Annotated in this window: 23 protein-coding genes; 11 read left to right on the top strand and 12 right to left on the bottom strand. The window is 66.4% G+C overall.

Annotated features, from left to right (window positions below; all coding sequences use genetic code 11):
• Nucleotides 1–6 precede the first annotated feature (6 nt).
• From ASF80_RS17575 to ASF80_RS17565, 3 genes are all read right to left on the bottom strand, one after another.
• Entirely contained in the window at nt 7–1,656 is a 1,650-nt protein-coding gene (locus tag ASF80_RS17575; RefSeq protein ID WP_056313455.1) for an ABC transporter substrate-binding protein, read from the bottom strand.
• A gap of 145 nt (nt 1,657–1,801) precedes the next feature.
• Entirely contained in the window at nt 1,802–2,236 is a 435-nt protein-coding gene (locus tag ASF80_RS17570) for a DUF3237 domain-containing protein (RefSeq protein WP_056313453.1), read from the bottom strand.
• Complete coding sequence (locus tag ASF80_RS17565; RefSeq protein ID WP_056313450.1) at nt 2,233–3,891, bottom strand: CocE/NonD family hydrolase; 1,659 nt, start codon at nt 3,889–3,891, stop codon at nt 2,233–2,235. Before ASF80_RS17565 ends, ASF80_RS17570 begins: the two co-directional genes overlap by 4 nt.
• A 146-nt stretch (nt 3,892–4,037) precedes the next feature.
• Here ASF80_RS17565 and ASF80_RS17560 point away from each other — a divergent pair, with 146 nt between their 5' ends.
• On the top strand, nt 4,038–4,607 hold the full coding sequence (locus tag ASF80_RS17560; protein ID WP_056313447.1) for a TetR/AcrR family transcriptional regulator: 570 nt from the start codon (nt 4,038–4,040) through the stop codon (nt 4,605–4,607).
• A 232-nt stretch (nt 4,608–4,839) separates the two neighbouring features.
• The gene (locus ASF80_RS17555; RefSeq protein ID WP_029153956.1) at nt 4,840–5,151 is read left to right on the top strand and encodes a hypothetical protein; all 312 of its coding nucleotides are present in this window, start codon (nt 4,840–4,842) and stop codon (nt 5,149–5,151) included.
• A 228-nt stretch (nt 5,152–5,379) separates the two neighbouring features.
• On the opposite strand, the gene ASF80_RS17550 is transcribed toward ASF80_RS17555, so the two are convergent.
• Genes ASF80_RS17550 through cmtR form a run of 4 tightly spaced genes read right to left on the bottom strand, consistent with a single transcriptional unit; the run spans nt 5,380 to nt 8,799 of the window.
• A complete protein-coding gene (locus ASF80_RS17550; RefSeq protein ID WP_029264099.1) occupies nt 5,380–5,913 on the bottom strand; it encodes a signal peptidase II in 534 nt (177 codons plus the stop codon).
• On the bottom strand, nt 5,910–6,518 hold the full coding sequence (locus ASF80_RS17545) for a cadmium resistance transporter (protein WP_036275918.1): 609 nt from the start codon (nt 6,516–6,518) through the stop codon (nt 5,910–5,912). Before ASF80_RS17545 ends, ASF80_RS17550 begins: the two co-directional genes overlap by 4 nt.
• Entirely contained in the window at nt 6,518–8,443 is a 1,926-nt protein-coding gene (locus ASF80_RS17540) for a heavy metal translocating P-type ATPase (protein WP_197491836.1), read from the bottom strand. Before ASF80_RS17540 ends, ASF80_RS17545 begins: the two co-directional genes overlap by 1 nt.
• Nucleotides 8,440–8,799 (bottom strand): Cd(II)/Pb(II)-sensing metalloregulatory transcriptional regulator CmtR, encoded by a 360-nt coding sequence (gene cmtR / locus ASF80_RS17535; RefSeq protein WP_036275916.1) that lies wholly within the window; start codon nt 8,797–8,799, stop codon nt 8,440–8,442. Before cmtR ends, ASF80_RS17540 begins: the two co-directional genes overlap by 4 nt.
• Before the next feature lie 299 nt (nt 8,800–9,098).
• On the opposite strand from cmtR, the gene ASF80_RS17530 reads away from it, so the two are divergent.
• From ASF80_RS17530 to ASF80_RS17500, 6 genes are all read left to right on the top strand, one after another.
• Complete coding sequence (locus tag ASF80_RS17530) at nt 9,099–9,380, top strand: metal-sensitive transcriptional regulator (protein ID WP_056313732.1); 282 nt, start codon at nt 9,099–9,101, stop codon at nt 9,378–9,380.
• 31 nt (nt 9,381–9,411) lie between these two features.
• Nucleotides 9,412–9,741: a heavy-metal-associated domain-containing protein gene (locus tag ASF80_RS17525; protein ID WP_056313443.1), complete on the top strand. Its 330-nt coding sequence runs from the start codon at nt 9,412–9,414 to the stop codon at nt 9,739–9,741.
• A 55-nt stretch (nt 9,742–9,796) separates the two neighbouring features.
• Nucleotides 9,797–11,917, top strand: coding sequence for a heavy metal translocating P-type ATPase (locus ASF80_RS17515; RefSeq protein ID WP_414845930.1), 2,121 nt, complete (start codon nt 9,797–9,799; stop codon nt 11,915–11,917).
• 51 nt (nt 11,918–11,968) lie between these two features.
• Nucleotides 11,969–12,430 carry a DUF6153 family protein gene (locus tag ASF80_RS17510; protein WP_056313438.1) on the top strand — a complete coding sequence of 154 codons (462 nt, stop codon included), beginning with the start codon at nt 11,969–11,971 and terminating at the stop codon, nt 12,428–12,430.
• Nucleotides 12,431–12,512: 82 nt separating this feature from the next.
• The gene (locus ASF80_RS17505; RefSeq protein WP_056313436.1) at nt 12,513–13,112 is read left to right on the top strand and encodes a DUF305 domain-containing protein; all 600 of its coding nucleotides are present in this window, start codon (nt 12,513–12,515) and stop codon (nt 13,110–13,112) included.
• A 149-nt stretch (nt 13,113–13,261) separates the two neighbouring features.
• On the top strand, nt 13,262–14,038 hold the full coding sequence (locus ASF80_RS17500; protein WP_235560041.1) for a F510_1955 family glycosylhydrolase: 777 nt from the start codon (nt 13,262–13,264) through the stop codon (nt 14,036–14,038).
• A 550-nt stretch (nt 14,039–14,588) separates the two neighbouring features.
• Here ASF80_RS17500 and ASF80_RS17495 read toward each other — a convergent pair.
• Together ASF80_RS17495 and ASF80_RS17490 are read right to left on the bottom strand one after the other, a co-directional pair.
• Nucleotides 14,589–14,777, bottom strand: coding sequence for a hypothetical protein (locus ASF80_RS17495; protein ID WP_056313431.1), 189 nt, complete (start codon nt 14,775–14,777; stop codon nt 14,589–14,591).
• A gap of 84 nt (nt 14,778–14,861) precedes the next feature.
• Nucleotides 14,862–15,803 carry an NAD(P)/FAD-dependent oxidoreductase gene (locus ASF80_RS17490; protein ID WP_056313430.1) on the bottom strand — a complete coding sequence of 314 codons (942 nt, stop codon included), beginning with the start codon at nt 15,801–15,803 and terminating at the stop codon, nt 14,862–14,864.
• 77 nt (nt 15,804–15,880) lie between these two features.
• Between ASF80_RS17490 and ASF80_RS17485 the strand changes: the two genes are divergently transcribed.
• Entirely contained in the window at nt 15,881–16,468 is a 588-nt protein-coding gene (locus tag ASF80_RS17485) for a helix-turn-helix domain-containing protein (protein ID WP_056313428.1), read from the top strand.
• Between the two features lie 95 nt (nt 16,469–16,563).
• Here ASF80_RS17485 and ASF80_RS17480 read toward each other — a convergent pair whose 3' ends face one another.
• Nucleotides 16,564–16,929 carry a hypothetical protein gene (locus tag ASF80_RS17480; RefSeq protein ID WP_056313426.1) on the bottom strand — a complete coding sequence of 122 codons (366 nt, stop codon included), beginning with the start codon at nt 16,927–16,929 and terminating at the stop codon, nt 16,564–16,566.
• Between the two features lie 308 nt (nt 16,930–17,237).
• On the opposite strand from ASF80_RS17480, the gene ASF80_RS17475 reads away from it, so the two are divergent.
• Together ASF80_RS17475 and ASF80_RS17470 are read left to right on the top strand one after the other, a co-directional pair.
• On the top strand, nt 17,238–17,729 hold the full coding sequence (locus ASF80_RS17475) for a hypothetical protein (protein ID WP_235560040.1): 492 nt from the start codon (nt 17,238–17,240) through the stop codon (nt 17,727–17,729).
• 110 nt (nt 17,730–17,839) lie between these two features.
• Nucleotides 17,840–18,619: a CPBP family intramembrane glutamic endopeptidase gene (locus ASF80_RS17470; protein ID WP_056313730.1), complete on the top strand. Its 780-nt coding sequence runs from the start codon at nt 17,840–17,842 to the stop codon at nt 18,617–18,619.
• A gap of 156 nt (nt 18,620–18,775) precedes the next feature.
• Here the strand turns inward: ASF80_RS17470 and ASF80_RS17465 are convergent, their stop codons facing one another.
• Both ASF80_RS17465 and ASF80_RS17460 read right to left on the bottom strand, forming a co-directional pair.
• Nucleotides 18,776–19,138, bottom strand: a complete 363-nt coding sequence (locus ASF80_RS17465; RefSeq protein WP_235560039.1) for a cupin domain-containing protein — start codon at nt 19,136–19,138, stop codon at nt 18,776–18,778.
• Nucleotides 19,135–20,541: an NAD(P)/FAD-dependent oxidoreductase gene (locus ASF80_RS17460; protein WP_056313420.1), complete on the bottom strand. Its 1,407-nt coding sequence runs from the start codon at nt 20,539–20,541 to the stop codon at nt 19,135–19,137. The genes ASF80_RS17465 and ASF80_RS17460 overlap by 4 nt, the downstream gene beginning before the upstream one ends.
• Between the last annotated feature and the right edge of the window lie 8 nt (nt 20,542–20,549).

Genomic DNA, 20,549 nt, shown 5'->3' with positions numbered 1-20,549 from the left:
GACGACTCACTCGCCGCCGAGGTGCAGCGCCCAGGGGGAGCTGTAGATCGCGACAGAGGTGGTGATGCCTGTGAGGTCGTCAGACAGGTAGGTGAGCTGGTACGCCCCGGCGAGGGTGACCTGCAGCTGATCGGGGGCGAAGATCTCCTGAGCGCTCACGAACGCGTCGGCCGCGGTCGTGGCATCCGTCGCGGTGCGTGCCGCCTGGAGGTCGGCCGTCACCTCGTCGTTCGCGTAGCCCGACCAGTTGAAGATGCCGCCGATCTCGGCCGGCAGCATGAACAGCTGCGGGTAGCCGAGCACGCCGGGAACCTCGAGGTAGCCGGTGGTGGCGACGAAGTCGATGCCGTCGCGCAGCTCAGGGGTGTAGAAGAGCGCCCCGAAGTCGGCAGGCTGACGCTCGTCGATCGTGACCGTGAGGCCGATGTCCTTCGCCGCGCTCTGGACGATGGATGCCGTCTGCGAGAACTCCTTGGCGCCGGCAGGAACAGCCAGCACCAGCGGCACCGAGGTGTCGATGCCGGATTCGGCGATCAGCTCCTTGGCCGCATCGAGGTCGACCTCGGGGGAGGGGAGAGCGTCGTAGGCATCCTGGTAGGTGTCCTTCGCCTCCATGCCGCTCCACACGAACGGCGGGACGATCGTCTTCTGCACCTCGCCGAGGCCCTGCAGCACGGTGTCGATGTAGACGCTGCGGTCGATCGCGAGGCTCAGCGCCTGGCGCACCCGCGGGTCGGCGGCGGCGCTGTCGGCGGAGGTCGGACCGAAGCTGTACGACGCGGTGGAGGGTCCGGCGATCAGGCGGCCCTCGCCGTCTTCTGCTTCGAAGCTCTGACGCGACCCCGGGGGCACATTGAATGCTCCGTCGATCTCTCCGGCCGTGAGAGCCGAGGTGAGAGTGGCCCCGTCGGTGACGAAGACGAAGCGGATGCGCTCGGTGAGCGGCGCACCGTTCCAGTAGTCCGGGTTCGCCGTGACCGAGATCTCGGTACCGGGCTGCCACTCGTCGAGCTCGTACGGACCGGCGCACATCAGGCCTCCGCCGGAGGTGCCGAGATCCTGACCGACGGTGTCGCCGAAGGCCTTGCTCATGACGGCGCCGCCTCCGCCTCCGAGCGCGTCGCGGAACGTGGTGTCGGGTGCCGTGAAGTGCACGATCACGGTGTCGTCGCCCGAGGTCTCGATGCTCGAGATCAGTGCGAAGGCGGCGTACCACTGCGACGCGGGAGTGCGGTTGCGCTCGAGGCTGTAGGCGACATCCGCCGCGGTGACGGGGGTGCCGTCCCAGAAAGTGACGCCGTCTCGGACGGTGATCTCGAAGGTCACCGGATCGACCCACTCGGCCTTCTCGGCGATGCCGGACTCCAGAGTGAAGTCGGGTTCGACCGTGAGCAGGCTGTCGCAGAGGTTCGGGATGATGATGTTGGCCGATGACGAGGGGTCGAGCGTCTGAGGCTCGCCCTCGACGACCGCCCAGGTGACCTCATCGACGGCGGTGGTGGCTGCGGGCAGCGCGGTGACGAGGGAGGAGGCGTCGATCTTCTCCGGTGAGGAGTCGGTCGTGCCGGTGCGCGGAGCGCAGGCGGTGGCGGCGAGAACGGTCGCTGTCGCCAGGGCGGCGGCGGCGACGAGTCGGCGTCGGGTGGTGCGGGTCATGTCGGGTCCTCTCAGGTGCGTGCAGCGGGGGCGTCGTCGACCCCGCCAGGAGTGGTGGTGCAGGCAGTGCTGGTGGAGCGGTTGGTGCAGGGAGTGCGGGTGGTTCAGGCAGTGCAGGTGGTGCGGTCAGTGCGGGTGCTGCGACTCATCTGACGACGTAGACGCGGATGCAGATCTGCTCGTCTTCGTCGCGGGCCAGGCCGATGAACTGATTGCGGCTCAGCCAGCTGTGCGCCGGTGCGTCGGTCTGGAAGACGGGAGCGGTGCGGAAGTAGGACGTGCCGTCTGGTTCTTCGCGGTAGTAGCCGCGGTTGAGGATGTCGATCGCCGCACCGTCGTCGGCTCGCAGCAGGTAGCGCGCTTCGAGTTGGAAGGTGCCGTCGCGCTCGACCGACCAGTCGCCGCCGCCGGCGATCACGGTGCCGCGCAGCAGCGGGCCGTCGACGGTGCCGCCGGTGATGGGGGTGAAGGCGAGCACCTCATGCGGGCCACGACCCAGGTGGATGTCGGTGTCGACGTCGACTCGGATCTCGAAGGCGTACTCGAGGATCGGCTCGGGCAGAGCGGTGGGAGCAGTCATGACAGTTCTCCATCCAGGACGGGAAGGTGGATCGTGAGGCCTTCGGATCCACCGATCGTGAGGTGCTGCAGGTTCGTCGCCGTCGGACCCCAGGCCCAGGGGTCGGCGCCCGTGCCGGTCTGCGGCACGAACTCGGGGTAGTCGCTGCTCGACACGTGCACCCGAAGGCGGTGTCCGGCGCGCAGCCGGTACCCGACCTGACCGAGGTCGAGGTCGAGGGCCGCGGGTTCTGTGGCGCCGGTGACCTGGCGTTGCCCGCGGGCGATGCGCAGTGCGGTGCCGTCTGGTGAGACATCGAGCAGTCGGACGAACAGATCCATCACAGGGCCGTCCGAGCGGACGGTCGCGGTGGCGGTCACGGGGCCTGCGAGATCGACATCGGCCTCGACTGCAGCGGACGTGAAGACGAGCACATCATCGCGGTCACCGATCGGCGCCTCATCGGGAAGCTCGAGGAGGAACGAGAAGGCATCCTCGGCGCTCGACGGCACGAGGTCGTCGGGGTCGTGCGTCCACGTCAGCTCGGTGGGCTGCGCCACAGCATCCGTTTTCAGCTCGCCATCGGCGGTCGCGATGAGTGCGAGGGTGCGGATGCCGGTGGGCGGCCACGCCGCATCCGTCCGCTCTTCCGTCGTGCCGGCGAGGTTCCACCGCACGGCGGGGATGTCGGCGGGAGCCCCGTTGCCGCGCAGGTACACCTCGAAGAACTCGAGCGTCGGGTCGAGGGTGCGGGGGAGGAGCGCGCGCAGCTGCTCGTCGGTGCGCTCGGCGACGCGATCGGCGGGGTCGCTCAGCAGTTCGTAGCCCTCGTGGTCGATCGACTCGATGCGGAGGTGGTGGTGCGCGGCCCACGCCGGGTTCTTCGCGATGTCGGCGACGTCGGCCCACGACAGGGGCGAGCAGTTGTCCCACCAGCCGATCGTCTGCAGCGCCGGAACCGAGCGGGCGGCGAAGGGAGAGCCGAGGGGGAAGCGGGGCAGGTGCACCGGGCGCGGGTACCACTGGTCGTACGAGATCGAGCGCTCGCCGGCTTCGGCGAGGAACTCCTCGACCTGTGCCGCGAAGTCGCGTCGCGTCCAGTCGGGCTCCCACATATAGGTGTCGTTGCCATGGAAGTGACTCACCGGGTAGAGGTAGGTGATCGTCCACTCGACGTTCGAGGTGCGCTCGCCGGGAGTCTTGTGCACCGGTTCACCGAGGCGGGTGCCGGTGACGCGGGGTGCGATCGCCTTGAGGGCGGGGTGCCCGCTCGCGGCGGCCGCCCACTGCGTGTATCCGTAGTAGCTGTCGCCCCACATCGCCACCCGGCCGTTCGACCAGGGCTGCTGCACGATCCAGTCGAGGGTGTCCTCGCCGTCTCGCACCTCGTTCACGAAGAGGAGTGCCTCGCCCTCGGAGCGGAACTTGCCGCGCACGTCCTGAGCGACCACGCGGTAGCCGTGAGCCATCAGGTATTCGGCGATCAGCGGGATGTAGGTGTAGCTGCCGCTCTTGTCGTAGGGGAGGCGGATGAGGATCGTGTCGCCGGCGCTCTCGCCTCCGTCGGCGGGGAGGTAGACGTCCGCCGCGAGCAGCACGCCGTCGCGCATCCGGACGCGGGCGGGGCGTGCGAGATCGCTCTCGGGCTCCGCCGGAATGCGGGTGTAGCTGGTCATGACTCTCCTTCAGAACCTCGGCGCCGGGGAGACCGCGGTGCTCGGTGAATCACAACGTAAGTCCGCCGAAGTTAATAGTCAAGTCTGACTAGACTAAAAACTTGTAACATCTATGTATCCTGCTGATGCAGGGAAAAGGGGGACCGATGGCACGACCGACCGTGGCCGCAGAACGCCGCGACCAGATCATCGAGGCCACGTTGCAGACCGTGGCCGAGCACGGCATCGCCGGCACGTCGCTCGACCGCATCGCGGAGGCCGCGGGGATGTCGCGTGGGCACGTGCGCCACTTCGTCGGCAATCGCGATCAGCTCCTCGCCGACACCGCCCGGCACGTGTTCGCCGACGAGACCGGCGCGCTGACGATCCTGCCGTCGACCCTGGTGACGTTCACCGACGCGCTCGACTATCTCTTCGGCGAGGAGTTCACCCGATCGGATGCCGAGAACGCGGTCGTCCTCGGGTTCGTCGAGCTCTCACGCACCAACCCGGCCATCGCCGAGGTGCTCACCGAGTCGTATGGGCGCACGCGCACCACTCTGGCCGAACTCGCCGCCGCGGAGTACCCGAAGGCGGATGCCGCGACCTGCGAGCTCGTCGCCGACGGAACCCTCTCGGCCGCCCTCGGCAACGTCTTCATGGGTGACTTCAACCCCGACGAGGTGCGCACCGCACGCGTGCGCCGAGCCGTCGAGACGTTGCTCGCCGCCCTCTGAGGTTCGGTGGCAGGTGAGGTGGTCGCCGTTCTCTGCCGATGGTGATCGTTGTGGCCTGCCGAAAACGCTGATGCCGACGTTCCGGCGGATCAGGTTTCGGCGGGGAGTTCCGGCTGGCGACTGTCGGCGTGTCGCTCGGGGATACCGCCGATCAGACTGGTGCGCCGTAAACGATCGTTTTCGGTGGTAGCCCGGGCACGACATCAACAGCGAAGTCGAGGATGATTGAGTCGTGGAGATTGAGCTGCTTTATATCGCCGGTTGCCCCAGCTGGGTTGAGGCTGGCCGTCGTGTTTCTGAGGCGCTACGAGAAACAGGCCACGACGAATCGGAGGTTCACTACCGACTCATCCGGACGGAGGAGGACGCGGGCGCAGTCTCGTTCGCGGGCTCCCCCACGATCACCCTGGATGGCAACGATCTCTTTCCGGGGTCGGGGCGAAGCAATGACCTCGCCTGCCGTATTTACAGCACCCCTGCTGGGCTGGCCGGGATGCCAACGGTTGAACAGATTCGAGAGGCGCTCTCCGCTCATGGCGACTGACGAGGACGTTGCGTGCACGTGCTGCGGGCGACATCTGCCACGCAAGAAGCTGCACGCACTCGGAGACGATCGCGCTTTCATCTGTCGACGATGCGGCTGGTGGGTGGCTCTGCGCCTACATCGCGACCGCCCGCCTGCCTAAGCGTGAACTCACTCAACGGCTGCCCACGGCGATCGCGCCGATGTAGAGGGCGAGTTGATGGGTGTCCCACCACCGCACAACGGATCTCACTCGGTGCTCTCATCCCCGGCGCGGATCATGAAAACTGCTCCGGTGATCGCTGCGGCGAAGATTACGATGTCGGCGATGTTGCCGATGAACCAGTTTCCGTAGGCGAGGAAGTCCACGACGTGACCACGGGCGAATCCGGGGTCCCGGAAAAGGCGGTCGCCTGCGTGTGAGGCGGAAGCGCCGCCGAGCGCGCCGATGACGATCGCCCATCTCACGCGTTGCACTCGGAACGCGAACACGATCGCTGTGACCGTGGCGGCGACAGCGAGCAGCGCGAACACCCAGGTGAAGCCTTCCCCGAAGGAGAATGCCGCTCCGGGGTTATAGGCGAGCTGCAAACCCAGCAGGTCACCGATCAGCGGGATGCGCTCACGGTCGGTGAGGGTCGCTTCGGCCCACACCTTGGTTCCCTGATCGATCAGCACGACGACCACGGCGATCAAGAGCGCTCCACCAGTGAGCTGCCGCCGCCGGGTCGACGACAGCTTGCGCGCAGCGGGCGGATGAGCCTCTGACTGGGAGGAGGTCATGCGAGCACCTCGATCAGACGGACGATGACCCCAGATTCGATCAGGATGAACAGGCCCAGGCCGATGAACACGGCCGGTACGAGCCAGTGCTCGACGCGCTCCAGCCCCTCGGTAACAGCCTTGTTGGTGCCGATCAGCCGGCCGGCCGCGCACCAGACCGCGACGAGGATCAGGAATACGACGATCATGATCGCGACGTCGCTGGGGGCGCTGGTGCGGAAGATCGGCGTGTAGAGGGAGATGTTGTCGGCCCCGTTGGCGATCGTGATCCCTGCGACGCCCCATAGTCCGACCGCGGTGATCTTGGAGTCGTCATCATCGTCATCGCTGTTACGGCGCAGGCCGCGAATGAGCGTCCAGATGCCGATGCCGAGCGGGATCAGACCCAGGAAACCGACCCATTCGTCCGGAACGATGGTGAGACCGAGAGCGGCGATCACGCTGATCACGACGAGGGTGATGAACCCGAGATACTGGCCCGCGACGATCTGCCACGGCCGGGGCTTCCCTCGACTGGAAGCCAGGAACAGCACGGTGAGCACGACAATGTCGTCGATGTTGGTTGCCGCGAACAGGCCGATCGCTGAACCGATAGTTGCGAGCATCAGCTTTCCAGTCGTGGCGTGCGGGTGCGTGCGGCGCGCAGACCGTTGAGGATCACGATGACCTCCGCGACCTCGTGGACCAGGACGACGGCCGCGAGCCCCAGGACGCCGAAGAGCGCGAGCGGGAGCAGTGCAGTGATGATCAGCAGCGACAGGATGATGTTCTGGTTGATGATCCGTCGACCGCGGCGGGCGTGATCGAACGCTCGCGGGATGAGGCGCAGATCATGGCCGGTGAAGGCCACGTCGGCGGATTCGATTGCCGCGTCGGAGCCGGTGGCGCCCATCGCGATACCGATGTCTGCGCCAGCGAGGGCCGGTGCGTCGTTGATTCCGTCGCCGATCATCGCGACCGGCCCCGCCTTTGACAGCTCGCCGATCGCGGTTGCCTTATCCTCGGGACGCAGTTCCGCGCGCACGTTGCTGATCCCGGCCTGCGCGGCCAGTGCACGAGCGGTGCGGGCGTTGTCTCCGGTGAGCATCGTCACGCCGACGCCTTGGTTGGTGAGCGTCCGGACTACCTCGGGGACTTCAGGGCGCAGTTCGTCGCGGACGCCGATCGCGGCGACGGGGGTTCCGTCGCGGTGGACGATCACGACGGTCATGCCCTGCTCCTCCAACTCCGCGACCTGCTTCCCGAGGTCGCCCGCGTCCAGCCAGCGAGGACTGCCGACGGTGATTCTCGATCCGCCGACAGTGCCGTCGATGCCGTGCCCGGCCTGCTCGGTCACATCTGCAGCTGCCGGTGTGCCCGGGGCCGCGGCGGTGATCGCAGAGGCAAGGGGATGCGTGCTGTGCTGCTCCAGTGCGGCCGCCCAGGCCAGCGCCTGTGTCTCGGTCACGCCGTTCGCAGTGAGCACCGCGGTGACCGCAGGTTCGTTGCGGGTGAGGGTGCCGGTCTTGTCGACCGCGACGTGGCGGACCGTGCCGAAGCGCTCGAAGACGGCGCCGGACTTGATGATCACGCCGAACTTGCTTGCTGCGCCGATCGCGGCGACGACCGTCAGCGGCACCGAGATCGCCAGCGCACACGGAGAAGCGGCGACCAGCACGACAAGCGCGCGGGTGATCCACACCTCTGGATCGCCCAGCAGCGACCCGATGATCGCGACGAGCGCTGCGAGGATCAGAACGCCGGGTACGAGCGGGCGGGCGATCCTGTCCGCGAGACGTGCACGCTCGCCCTTCTCGGTCTGCGCCTTCTCGACCAGCTCCACGATCGTGGTGAGCGAGTTGTCGGTGCCCGCAGCGGTCGTTTCGACCTCCAGCGCGCCGGCGCTGTTGATCGCACCGGCCGACACCGCATCGCCGGGCTCGACCTCGACGGGGATCGACTCCCCGGTGATCGCCGAGGTGTCCAGGCTGGAGCGGCCAGAACGGACGATCCCGTCGGTTGCGATCCGCTCGCCGGGACGGACCACCATGACCTGGCCGACCGTCAGCTCTCTCGCGGGCACCTGCGCAGAGACGCCGTTCTGCAGCACGGTCGCTGTCTCCGGCACGAGCTTCAGCAGCGCCCTCAGCCCGCCCCGGGCACGGTCCATCGCCTTGTCCTCGAGCGCCTCAGCAATCGAGTACAAGAACGCCAGAGCCGCAGCCTCCTCCACGTAGCCGAGGATGACCGCGCCGATCGCGCTGATCGTCATCAGCAGCCCGATACCGAGCTTGCCCTTGAACAGTTTCCGGATCGCGCCGGGCGTGAACGTCGACGCACCGAGGAGCAGACCGGCCCAGAACAACACCAGCGCCGGGATCTCGAGGCCGGACCATTCAAGGATCAGACCGGCCAGGAATGCGACACCGGAGAAGACCGGCACCATGATCCCACGGTCCCTCCACCAGGGCCGCACAACCTCTTCGGTCTCATCCTCCGCCGCAGTGGCAGGCTGGGCAGGCTCGTGCTCGCAGCCACACGCCGCGCTCACGCGTCCGCCCCCGTCCCACAGCAGCCAGCCACCGTGCACGCAGAGTCCACGCACGGCGCGTGCTCATCGACCGCCAGCGTCACGTCCACGAGCGCGACGAGCGCAGCCGTAAGATGCGGGTCGGCGATCTCGTAACGAGTCTGGCGACCCTCCGGCTCGGCAACGACAATCCCGCAGTCACGCAGGCAGGTGAGATGGTTCGACACGTTCGAACGCGTCAGCTCCAGCTCACGAGAGAGCACAGCCGGGTAGCTCGGTCCACCGAGCAGAGACATTAGGATTCGGGAACGCGTGGGATCGGCCATGGCCCGGCCGAGCCGGTTCATGACATCGAGGCGTGAGGAAATAGTCAGCACACACTGAACTATACAGTGATTGATGACCTATTGGAACGGCTTCACCCCAGGCGACATCTCTGGGGCCTGGGTGTAAGTACATCCGGCTCACACCCCACCGAATACGCCTACCGAAACCCGCTTACGGCGCACGTTTCTGGCATTCGATCTGGTGTGCCTTCACTCACCGCGCCGCAAACGATCGTTTTCGGTGGGCGCACTAAGTTCTCGTCAGGCTCGCGCCGCTAGAAGGACCGAGTCACGCGGGAATGCGCGCAACCAACCTTGAGTTAGATACCCCCAGGGGGTATCTTCTAACCATGAACGGGTACAGCGACGGCAAGGCAGATCTCGCTAAGCGGTTGAGTCGCGTCGAAGGTCAGGTGCGAGGAATCGCACGGATGGTCGAGGAAGACAAGTACTGCATCGACATCCTCACGCAGGTATCTGCAGCGACGAGAGCGCTCGAAACGGTGGCGTTGTCGCTGCTGAGCGATCATCTAAGTCATTGCGTTGCCGAGGCCAGCGCAGAGGGCGGCGAGGTCGCCGCAGAGAAGGTCCGCGAGGCTAACGAAGCCATTGCCCGCCTGGTCCGTTCATGACCGCCACATCTGTCTACTGAAGGAGCACACGATGACTGATCGCATTGAACTCGGCCTAAAGGACGCGAACGCAGGCTGCGCGTGCTGCGCCGTCCCATCGAACACCGAGGCGTCCGCACCTGCTGCGGCCTCATCCTCATCCTCCGAAGAGGTTTTGGTTGCGGGGATGACGTGCTCGCATTGCGTATCGAGCGTCAGTAAGGAACTGGCGGCTGTGGACGGTGTCGAGTCCGTCGACGTCGACCTGAACGCCGGCGGCACCTCCCGCGTGACTATCCACAGCGCAGCACCGGTCGATCCTGCCGCTGTGAGAGCTGCGGTCGAAGAGGCCGGGTATACCCTCGCGACCAGCCAGGCCTGAGTCGCTAACCGTCTGCACCCGGGCTCAACCGGGCGCATCTGAGCAAGGAATTCCGATGAGCCAGCACGACGAACACAGCCATCGCGCCGCACACGAGAACCACGGCGCGGCGCCGACAACGGAGCATGACCACGCGGCGATGAGCCACGATCACGACGCTTCGCCAGAATATGGCGGCCATGGTGGGCACGGCGGACATGGTGGGCACGGTGATCATGTGGGCCAGTTCCGGCGGTTGTTCTGGATCATGCTGGTCCTTGCGGTTCCGGTCGTCGGGTTTTCGATGATGTTCTCGATGCTGCTCGGATACCCGCTGCCGGACGCTGCGTGGGTCGGCTGGATCTCCCCGGTTCTCGGAACGGTCATGTATGTGTGGGGCGGGGCGCCGTTCCTCACCGGTGCGGTGAGCGAACTCCGGGCCCGCAAGCCCGGCATGATGCTGCTGATCGCCCTCGCGATCACGGTCGCGTTCCTCGCATCATGGGGCGCGAGCCTGGGCCTGCTGCACCACGAACTGGACTTCTGGTGGGAGCTGGCCCTGCTGATCGTGATCATGCTGCTCGGTCACTGGATCGAGATGCGTTCCCTCGCGCAGACGACCTCAGCGTTGGATTCCTTGGCTGCGTTGCTGCCTGACGAGGCGGAAAAGATCGAGGGCGATACAACCGTCACGGTTGCCCCGTCTGATCTGCTGGTGGGTGACGTGGTGGTGGTGCGCCCGGGCGGGCGGGTCCCCGCAGACGGGCGGATCGTGCAGGGCTCGGCCAGCATGGACGAGTCGATGATCACCGGCGAGTCACGGCCCGTGCGCCGCAGCGACGGCGACCAGGTCATCGCCGGCACCGTCGCGACCGATTCTGGTGTGCGGGTGGAGATCACCGCGATCGGCGAGGACACCGCTCTCGCGGGCATCCAGAAGCTGGTGACCGAGGCGCAGAACTCGTCGTCTCGGGCGCAACGGCTCGCGGATAAGGCGGCGGGATGGTTGTTCTGGTTTGCGCTCGGCGCTGCCGCGATCACCGCGATCGTCTGGACGGTCGTCGGTCTGCCCGACGCGGCGGTGATCCGCACGATCACCGTGCTGGTGATCGCGTGCCCGCACGCTCTAGGCCTGGCGATCCCGCTCGTTGTGTCGATCGCGACGGAGCGGGCGGCTCGTGGGGGTGTGCTGATCAAAGACCGCCTTGCGCTGGAAAGCATGCGCACCGTCGACACCGTCTTGTTCGACAAGACCGGGACGCTCACCAAGGGCACCCCCGCCGTCACCGCGATCGACCCCGTGTCCGGCACCGATTCCGAGCAGTTGCTGGCCTGGGCCGCGGCTGCGGAAGCCGACTCCGAGCACCCCCTCGCTCGCGCAATCGTCAACGCAGCGAAGGAGAATAACCTCACGGCCCCTGCCTCGTCCGACTTCGAGTCCTCGCCAGCGGTTGGGGTCCGTGCGCGTGTCGACGGGCACATCGTGCAGGTCGGTGGGCCGTACATGCTCGAGCAGGAGCACGCCCAGGAGCTGGCTGTTGCCGACGAGTGGCGTGAGGAGGGTGCGATCATCCTCCACGTACTCGTCGACGGTCAGGTCGCGGGCGCGCTGCGCTTGGCAGATGAGATCCGCTCGGAGTCGCGTCACGCCGTCGAGGCCCTCCACGAGCGGGGTGTACAGGTGGTCATGATCACCGGTGACGCCGACGCGGTGGCCGCCTCCGTGGCGGGCGAGCTCGGCATCGACCGGTACTTCGCCGGGGTGCGACCGGAGGACAAAGCCTCGAAGGTGAAAGAACTGCAGGGCGAGGGCCGCAAGGTCGCAATGGTCGGAGACGGTGTGAACGACGCCCCCGCGCTCGCGCAAGCGGATGTCGGTATCGCCATCGGCGCGGGCACGGATGTCGCGATCGCCTCCGCGGGGGTCATCCTCGCCAGCGACGACCCCCGGTCGGTGCTGTCGGTGATCGAACTGTCACGGGCCAGCTACCGGAAGATGAAGCAGAACCTCTGGTGGGCCGCCGGCTACAACCTGCTCTCCGTCCCGCTCGCGGCCGGCGTGCTCGCCCCCATCGGATTCGTTCTCCCGATGTCCGTGGGGGCAGTGCTGATGTCCCTGTCGACCATCGTCGTCGCGCTCAACGCGCAGCTGCTGCGCCGGCTGGATCTCCGCCCGGACGCAGTAGCGGGCAAGTAGCAAGAAACAGTCAGGGTGACGGACGTAGGCTGAGGAGAACGGGAGGTGAGTATGTCGCTGATCAACGTCGCACAACAGGTGCGTGGACCGCGCACGCTCACCCATACCGTCGTGGCCGTCCTCGCGGTCGCCGTGGGCGTCATCGCCGGTCTGCTGGCGATGCACTCCTTCAACTCGCACGCTACAGCTGCCGGCCACCACGACACCGTCGCAGTCAGCACTCAATCCGGAGCGGCCGACCAGCACCACGACACATCCGAAGCCGCCACCCTGCAGGACTCACCGACAGCGGCAGCGGGATGCGCGACGTGTGGGGGCGGGGATCCGATGACGTGGATGGCGTGCGTCCTCGCACTCCTGGTCGCCACGATCCTGCTCGGGTGGATCGGGCTCGGCTGGCGGCATGCCACCCTGATCACGGCACTCGTGGCCGCGACGACCCGTTGGCCCGCCCGTGCCCACGCGCTTCCGCCACCGCCCTCTCTCACGGTTCTCTGCATCAGTCGCACGTGATGACGCGCTAGCCCCCTTTGCGGGCACGCACCCCTGGCACCGGCAATAGCCGGGCCTCATCACCGACCCTTGGAGAACACTCATGAAGATTCGACCCGCGGCGATCGCCGCACTCACCCTCACTGCCCTTCTCGCCCTCACGGGCTGCGCCGGAAACACCGGTTCCGGCGACGGCATGGAAGGCATGGACCACGGCGGCAGCTCGTCCGCGCCCACCGACACAGCGGACGCGAATGACGCCGACATCATGTTCGCCAGCATGATGAAGGAGCACCACGCACAAGCCATCGAGATGTCCGACGTCCTTCTCAGCAAAGACGGCGTCGATGAGCGCGTGGTCGCTCTCGCCGAAGAGATCAAGGCCGCTCAGGAGCCGGAGATCCAGAAGATGGACCAGTGGCTCGAAGACTGGGGCGCGGAGATGGACAGCATGGAGGGCATGGATCACGGCAGCGGCATGATGTCTGAGGAAGACATGCAGGCCCTCGAAGATGCCACCGGTCCCGATGCGGGGCGTCTGTTCCTTGAGCAGATGATCCAGCACCACGAGGGCGCTGTCGACATGGCGCAGAACGAAGTCGACAACGGTCAGAACAGCGACGCCGTCGCACTCGCTGAGACGATCATCGACGCGCAGACCGAAGAGATCGCCACCATGAAGGAGATCCTCGCAACTCTGTGACCCATGGGTGGGGTGCGGGATTCCCGCACCCCACCTAGAGATCTGTTGCGCACACCATCATGCGAACCCTCAAGAAATCCACCCTGCCCCCTCCCCGCCTGCGACGTCGCGGAGCACTCACGATCGCTACGACGATCGCAGCCAGCATCGTGCTGGCCGGCTGCACCGCACCCGCCGAGCCCACCACCGGACACGACCACGCCACGTCCATCAGCCACGTCCACGCAATCGTGCCAAACCCCTCCGAGGACGGATACCTCCTCGGCGCCCACGACGGGATCTACACGGCCACGCCGGATGGCGAAGTCGGCTCCCGTATCGAGACGACCGACTTCGACGCAATGGGCCTCATCACCGTCGGTGACGCTCTCCTCGCGTCCGGGCACCCCGGACCAACCACGGCCCCAGAACTCGGCTCCCCCAACCTCGGAATCATCCGGAGCGACGACAGCGCCAGAACTTGGACGCCCGTCTCATTCACCGGCGAGAAAGACTTCCACGTCCTTGCCGCCGGGAAGAACGACACCCTCTACGGGATCGCCTCGGACTCCGCGGAGCTCCTCCGCTCCGACGATCTCGGTGAGACCTGGTCGCCGGTCGGAGAAATTCTGGCGTTCAGCCTCGTCCTCGACAACGCGGGAGAACTGATCGCTGCCACCCCTGACGGGCTGCAAATCAGCACTGATGAGGGCGCCTCCTTCGCACCCCTGAACGACGCACCTGCGCTCTACCTCCTCGCCGTGTCACCTGACGGCAAACAGCTGGTCGGTGTCGGCCGCGGCGGACAGATCTGGGCCAGCACAGGATCCAATGCCGAGTGGGTTCCCGCCGGCGTCACCCACGGCTCCGCACAAGCGCTCGCGACTACAAACGACGGCGCAATACTGGTCTTCGACGACAGTGGGTTGACCGCGATAGACAACTAGACGCGACGGAGATTTCTCCAAGAGAACGGCGCTCACCACCCCAGGTCCGCCGAAAGTGCCCGCCGTTAGGAGGTTTCGACAGACCATAGCGGCGGGCCTTCGAGCGCCGAACAACTACGTCTGCCGCAAACGATCGTTTTCGGCAGCACGCCGCTCCCGTCACGGCAGGCAGAGGCTTCGCTCCGCCGAAGATGTTCAGGCGTCCAGCGCGATCGCTGAGTTACTTTGAAACCGTGACTCAACGCGCATCGAGACTGCTGGCCTTGATCGGCGCTTCAGTCGCGGTCCTGGCTGCCGCGACAGCAGTACTGTTCTTCTTCCAGCCCTGGAGAAGCTGTCCCTACGAGGACACCTCCGTCGGGTGCGCCATGCTGCCTCACGACGCCGCAGTGATGGTGACTGCGTTTGCTATTGCTGTCGTTGGTGCCGGGGTTTGCGTGTTCGGCAGGCTTAAGTCTCGTTGATCTACCCGCAGTACAGATTCAAGCAGCGTCAACGATGTCATGGTCGCCGACAGTAGGCAGTTTGCAGTGAATACGCGGGCATTCCCTCAACGGCGAGTGGCCCGGATCTTTCCGTATACGCGCATCAGCTGAGGAACGACGAGGTAGACGGCGACGGGGACCACCACGATGGTGAGGAGGAAGGCGCGCAGGATGGGGTTCCAGTCCTCCGCGAAGGGCGCGATCGCCAAGAACCCGAGGGTGACGAGTGGGAAGATCGCGATCCAAGTGATCACGGCTCTGACGTGCACGGACGGGGGCTGTGGTGCGGCGGCGGGGACTGTTTTTGGCTGAGACATCGGAATGCCCTTTCTGTGGGGCTACTGCGGTCGGGTTGCGGATGCGGTGTCGAGGTCTTGCTGGAGAAGCCATCCGTTGATGGCGATCCCGGTCGCACTGCCGTTACCTGCGGCGGTGATGACCTGAGCGGTGGGAGTGACGACGTTGCCTGCTGCCCAGACGCCGCGGACGCTGGTCTGGCCGAATCCGTCTGCGACGACGAGTCCTGTGTCGGGGTGGGTCTCGCAGCCGAGCGATGTGAGGAGTGAGTCTCGCGGCGTCTGCCGCGGAGCGACGAACGCCGCGTCGCATGCCACGACGTTCCCGTCGTGGAGCAGGACAGCTTCGAGAGCGTTGTGCGTTCCTGTCACTGCTGATGCGGAGCCGTGCACTACTGCGACCCCGAACGCGGCGAAGCGCTGCAGCTCATGGACTGTGAGATCGATGCCGTTGGTGATGAGTGTCACGTCGTCGCTGTATCGGCGAAGGAGCCCGGCTTGCTTGAGCGACATCTCTCGCTGCGGGCCTCCGATCACGGCAATGCGCTGACCGCGGACTTCGTAGCCGTGGCAATACGGACAATGGTGCACCGTCGTCCCCCAGCGCTCGGCAATGCCCGGGATCTCGGGAAGTTCGTCGACAAGACCGGTCGCCACCAGGACAGCACGTGAGCTCTCGACCGTGCCGTCGTTCAGGGTGATGCGGAAGCCGGCAGCGCCCGAGCGTTCGATCGTCCCGACTGATCCTGCGACGATCCGGGCACCATAGGTCGACACCTCAGTTCGGCTCGCTGAGAGGAATTCTCGTGGCGGCACACCATCGCGGCTGATGAAGCCATGCATGTGCTCGGCAGGCGCATTGCGAGGCTGGCCCGCATCGATCAGGAGAACATCGGCTCGCGCTCGGCTCAGGACCAGTGCTGCGCTCAGGCCTGCCGCACCCGCGCCGATGATGATGACATCGTGGTGTCGGTTCTCGCTCATATGACCAAGGTGACAGGCGGGCCCGTCATCTCGGGAATTCCGTTGCCGAAACTGGAACGGCGTGCTTCCATGACCAGGTGAGCACATTTCAGCGGATCGAAACGGAACTCAGCCAGATCGCCCCGCGTCTGCGTCATGCGCGGCAGAAGAAGAACATCACGCTGGAGGATCTTGCGAAGTCGACGGGAATCTCGAAGAGCACGCTCTCGCGCCTCGAGTCGGGTCAGCGCAAGCCCAGTCTCGAGTTGCTGCTTCCCGTCGTCGCCGCACTCGCGATCTCGCTGGATGACATAGTCACGTCCCCGAAGATCGACGACCCTCGGGTCCCGCAAAGAGCCACCCGCACGGAGGGCCGCACGCTCACCCGACTGTCGCAGCCACACAGCGAACCACAGGCATTCAAGATCACCATCCCAGCCACCGAACGCGAACCCGTTCTGCGCACTCACGACGGCTACGAATGGATCTACGTGCTCGATGGCCGACTTCGCATGGTGCTGGGTGAGCACGACATCGTGATGGGGCCCGGTGAAGCAGCCGAGTTCGATACCAAGAACCCCCACTGGTTCGGGTCCGCCGGCAACGGGCCGGTCGAGATCCTCAGCATGTTCGGCAGGCACGGTGAACGCATACATATCCGGGCGAGGGCGAAGCCCGCCCTCTGACATGACGGCCGCATCTTGAAGGCCCGCAATACGGGAGATGTCATCAGTAGCTGCCCACTGAGGGATCCACCTCAAAGGGTATCCAGTGGCGGGTGCTAGTTGAGAAGAGCCGGCGTAGCCAGCACCGCTATCAACGCTCCCAGCACGAGAGCCGTGCTCAGTCCCACGACGATCCACACCGTGGCACGCCGCCCGCGCGTCTGGTGGCCGCCGCGCAGCCCCACTAGCACGGCGGACAGCGTCAGTACGAGCCAGAAGACAAGCGCGATGATGCCCATGCCGATACCGAACGCCCGCTCGGTGTCATCCGAGTCGGAATACTCGATGACTGTGACCCCTGGACCTGCCCAGCTGAGGCCCGGACCCGTCACGCTGAGGCCGGCTGCGCCGAGCATGAGAGTGCCGAAGAGTCCGATGAGCGTCGCTGCGGCAGCGAGAGAGACACTGCCGAGGATCCGCACGGCCCCATATTGGCACGTGAGGGCGCATCAGCCCAACGCCTAACCATCCGCCGCCCAAGGCGTGCTGCACCGCGGCCAGCGTCAGGAGAACAGCTGGCGAAGCGCGCAGGGTCTTCGCGCGAGAGGATGGTTCCGTGCCGATCTCCTCCGACCGCCCGGATTGCTTCCTCCTGCCGGCCGTCGATGCTGCGGCGATCCGGACGAGCCCGGATCAGTTGCACCTCGTACCGCCCGACAGCGGAACTGACGCGTCGGCGATCATCGAGAGCCATCGGCGAGCGCGCGCCGCCCGTGGCAGGAGGGATGCGATGGGGTGTCTCGTCCCGCTCGCCGGCGGTCTCCTGCTCGCGGCCGTGGCCATCGCGGTGGTCGCGTCGCTCCGACTGCCATTTCGAGACGCGGCCATCGCCGTCGCGCTGCTGTTCGTCCTCGGCGCGATCGTCACCGCGATCATCGCCTCGCGCCGGATACCGGCCGCTCCCGTCCCGAAGCCCATGCCATCCGTGCTGATCCATCCCCGTGTGGCGGCTGGTGCCCCGGCGGATCTGCCTGCACGCGACCTCGCGCTCGCTTCGCGGGTCTTCGACGAGCGGGACCGTGCCGAGGCCGACCTCCGAAAGGCCCGCGCCGACGCGCAGCTCACTGACGAAGAGCGATACGTTTCCCCGGGCGACCGGTCGACCTGGTTCTACGGCCCGGAGGACCTGCCCCGCCTCGAGCGCACAGCAATCGACGCTGAGAGGCGGTCTCGTGATGTCGCAAACAGGCTCGGGATCGTCCTCGACGCGGACCCCGCGTAGCTGATCGTGACGAGCGCGAGGATGATGGCGGCTCCGGCGTCATCATCACCACCCTGCCCACCGATATGTTGGATGATCTGAACTCGCTCGTCGACGGAAGGCACAAACTCATGCGCGTCACCCCTCGGGTCTGGATCGGCCTCGCGATCTACGTCGGCTACGTCGCGGTCATCTTCATCGTGTCGAAACTGAGCGGAGTGGCGTACACCGAGATCGGCACTTCGGCCGAGTTCACCTGGCGCGGGGCTGTGCTCGATCTCGCGGTCGGGGCCGTGCTGCTCGCCATCACCACGTGGCTTCTGGGGTGGTGGAAGCCGGCGCTGTTCGAGCGCACGCGCTCGCACCACAAATGGCCGATCTTCGTGCCCGCGATCATGCTCGTCGTCGCTGTCGCGAACCTGTTCAACACCGACTGGTCGAAGTTCGACGCGTCGTTCCTGCTGTCGCTGCTCGCCCTCGGGCTCGCCGTCGGCTTCTGTGAAGAGCTGATGTCGCGAGGACTACTGCTGACGGCCCTCCGCTCACGCCTCTCCGAGGTGTGGGTGTGGCTGCTCACCTCCCTGCTCTTCGGCGGGATGCACATCATCAACGCCGCACTCGGAGCCCCCGTCGTGTCGACCCTCGGACAGGTCGTGATCGCCGCAATGTCGGGTACGTGCTTCTACATCGTGCGGCGGGTCACTGGCTCCCTCATCTGGGCCATGGCGCTGCATGGTCTCTGGGACATCTCGGTGTTCGCGGTCGGCTTCGCCCCGCTCGGTACAGCCTGGGCGGCCTACCTGACCCCGGTGATCGGAATCCTGGCTGTGGCGGTCGTCTACTGGGTGATCAAGGGTGCGGACGAGAAGCCGGGTGTCGTAGCGACGGCGGCAGCATCCGCGCGAGCCTGAGGCGGAGCGGAGGTACGTCGAGAGGGCGTGGCGGAGTCGTTGAATACTGGTGCGGCGTGCGTTCCTGAGTAATAGTGGATGCATCACGATCAGCCCGTAGCCGAAAGGCGCGGGCTGATTTTCTTTTGAGGGATCGCGTGGTCACACCCCCGCGCGTCAGGCGATATAGACCTTCCGCAGCGTCTCGGTGACCGTCCACACCGTGCGCTGGCCCGCGGCCAGGCGCACGACCGACCCGTGGTCGACCTCGATCGCGGGCAGCGCCGGTTCGACGAACTCGATGCGGGCGTGACCTGAGAGCACGACGAAGACCTCGTCGACCTCGACATCGGATGCCGTGCCCGGCGTCATCTCCCAGACGCCGACCTCGACCTCGCCGAGCGTCGCCAACGCATGCATCGCCGTCGTCGGGCGACCGATGACCACCTCATCCGCAGGCAGCGGTTCGTGCACGAGCGGCAGCGCCAGCGCATCCATTCCGGTTCCTGGAGCGAGTGCGCCCGGTGCGAGCTCGCTCACGAGTCGAATCCCATGCCGACGGCATCGAGCGTCTTGAGGAACAGGTTGCGCTTGCCCTCGTTGTGATCGGCCCGGTTCATCGCCGCGCGCACGAGGTTGACGCCGATCGAGGCGACCGGCTCAGGAGGGAAGGGGATGGGCTTCTCGCGCACCATCGCGAGCTCGGTGCGTTCGGTCGGCTCGCCCGACAGCTTGTCGAGCATGACGTCGGCGGCGAACCGGGCGGCGCCGACGCCGAGCCCGGTGAACCCCGTCGCGTAGGCGATGCGTCCCTTGCGGGCGGTGCCGAAGAACGCGCAGAAGCGGCTCGACGAGTCGATCGCCCCGGCCCAGCGGTGCGTGAACCGCAGGCCCTCGAGCTGCGGGAACGTCGTGAAGAAGTGCGAGGCCAGCTTGCGGTGGCTCTCGGCGCGGTCCTCGTACTCGGGGCGCACCTTGCCGCCGAAGTGGTAGACCGCGTCGTAGCCGCCGAAGAGGATGCGGTTGTCAGCCGTGAGCCGGTAGTAGTGGAACTGGTTCGCGCTGTCGGCGAGACCCTGCCGGTTCGACCACCCGATCGACGCGAGCTGCTCGTCGGTCAGCGGCTCGGTCATCAGCACGTAGTCGTACACCGGCACCGTCATCAGGCGGTTGCGCTTGAGCAGTGAAGGGAACACGTTGGTGGCGAGAGCCACGGCATCCGCTCGCACCTGCCCGCCATCGCGGGTGACGAGCGTGATCGCACTCGATCCGTCGCCGACGATCTCGCGCACGAGCGACTGCTCGTAGATCTCGACGCCCAGTTCCACGGCGACGCGCGCCAGCTCGAGGCCCAGCTTGGCGGGATGCACCAGTGCGCATCCTTCGCGCTCCCAGGCCCCGGCGAGGAACGTGTCGGAGTGCACCTCGGACTGCACCGCCTCGCGGTCGAGGAAGCCCTCCTCCTCGCGCAGCCACTCGACCTGGTGCGGTTCGACGGCCACGGCCAGCTGTCCGGTGCGCTCGAAGTCGACGTCCATGGCGTATCGCTTCACGGTCTCTTCGATGCCGTCGAGGTTCTCGAGGCCGAGCTCCTCGAGGCGATCGATCTCGTCGGGCCAGCGCGTCAGGCCGTTCTCGTGTCCGTGCGTGAGGCTCGCCTCGCAGAAACCTCCGTTGCGGCCGGACGCCGCCCACGCGATGCGCGACGCCTCGAGCAGCACCACCCGACGCTCGGGGTCGCGCTCCTTGGCGCGCACGGCCGTCCAGAGACCGGCATATCCACCGCCGACGATGGCGAGGTCGGCGGTGATGCTCTCGGTGAGTGCGGGATGCGAGACGCGCTCGACGTCATCGAGCCAGAACACGCTGAGAGCCGTGTCGCGCAGCGAGGCGTCGATCACGGCATCCGCGGGGCGGCGACGTTCGAAGACCGTTGTTCCCATGATGTGCT

Source organism: Microbacterium sp. Leaf159, from assembly GCF_001423615.1.
GTDB lineage: Bacteria > Actinomycetota > Actinomycetes > Actinomycetales > Microbacteriaceae > Microbacterium.
The sequence above is the reverse complement of the archived record's forward strand: the minus strand, read 5'-3'. Positions and strand labels throughout refer to the sequence as shown.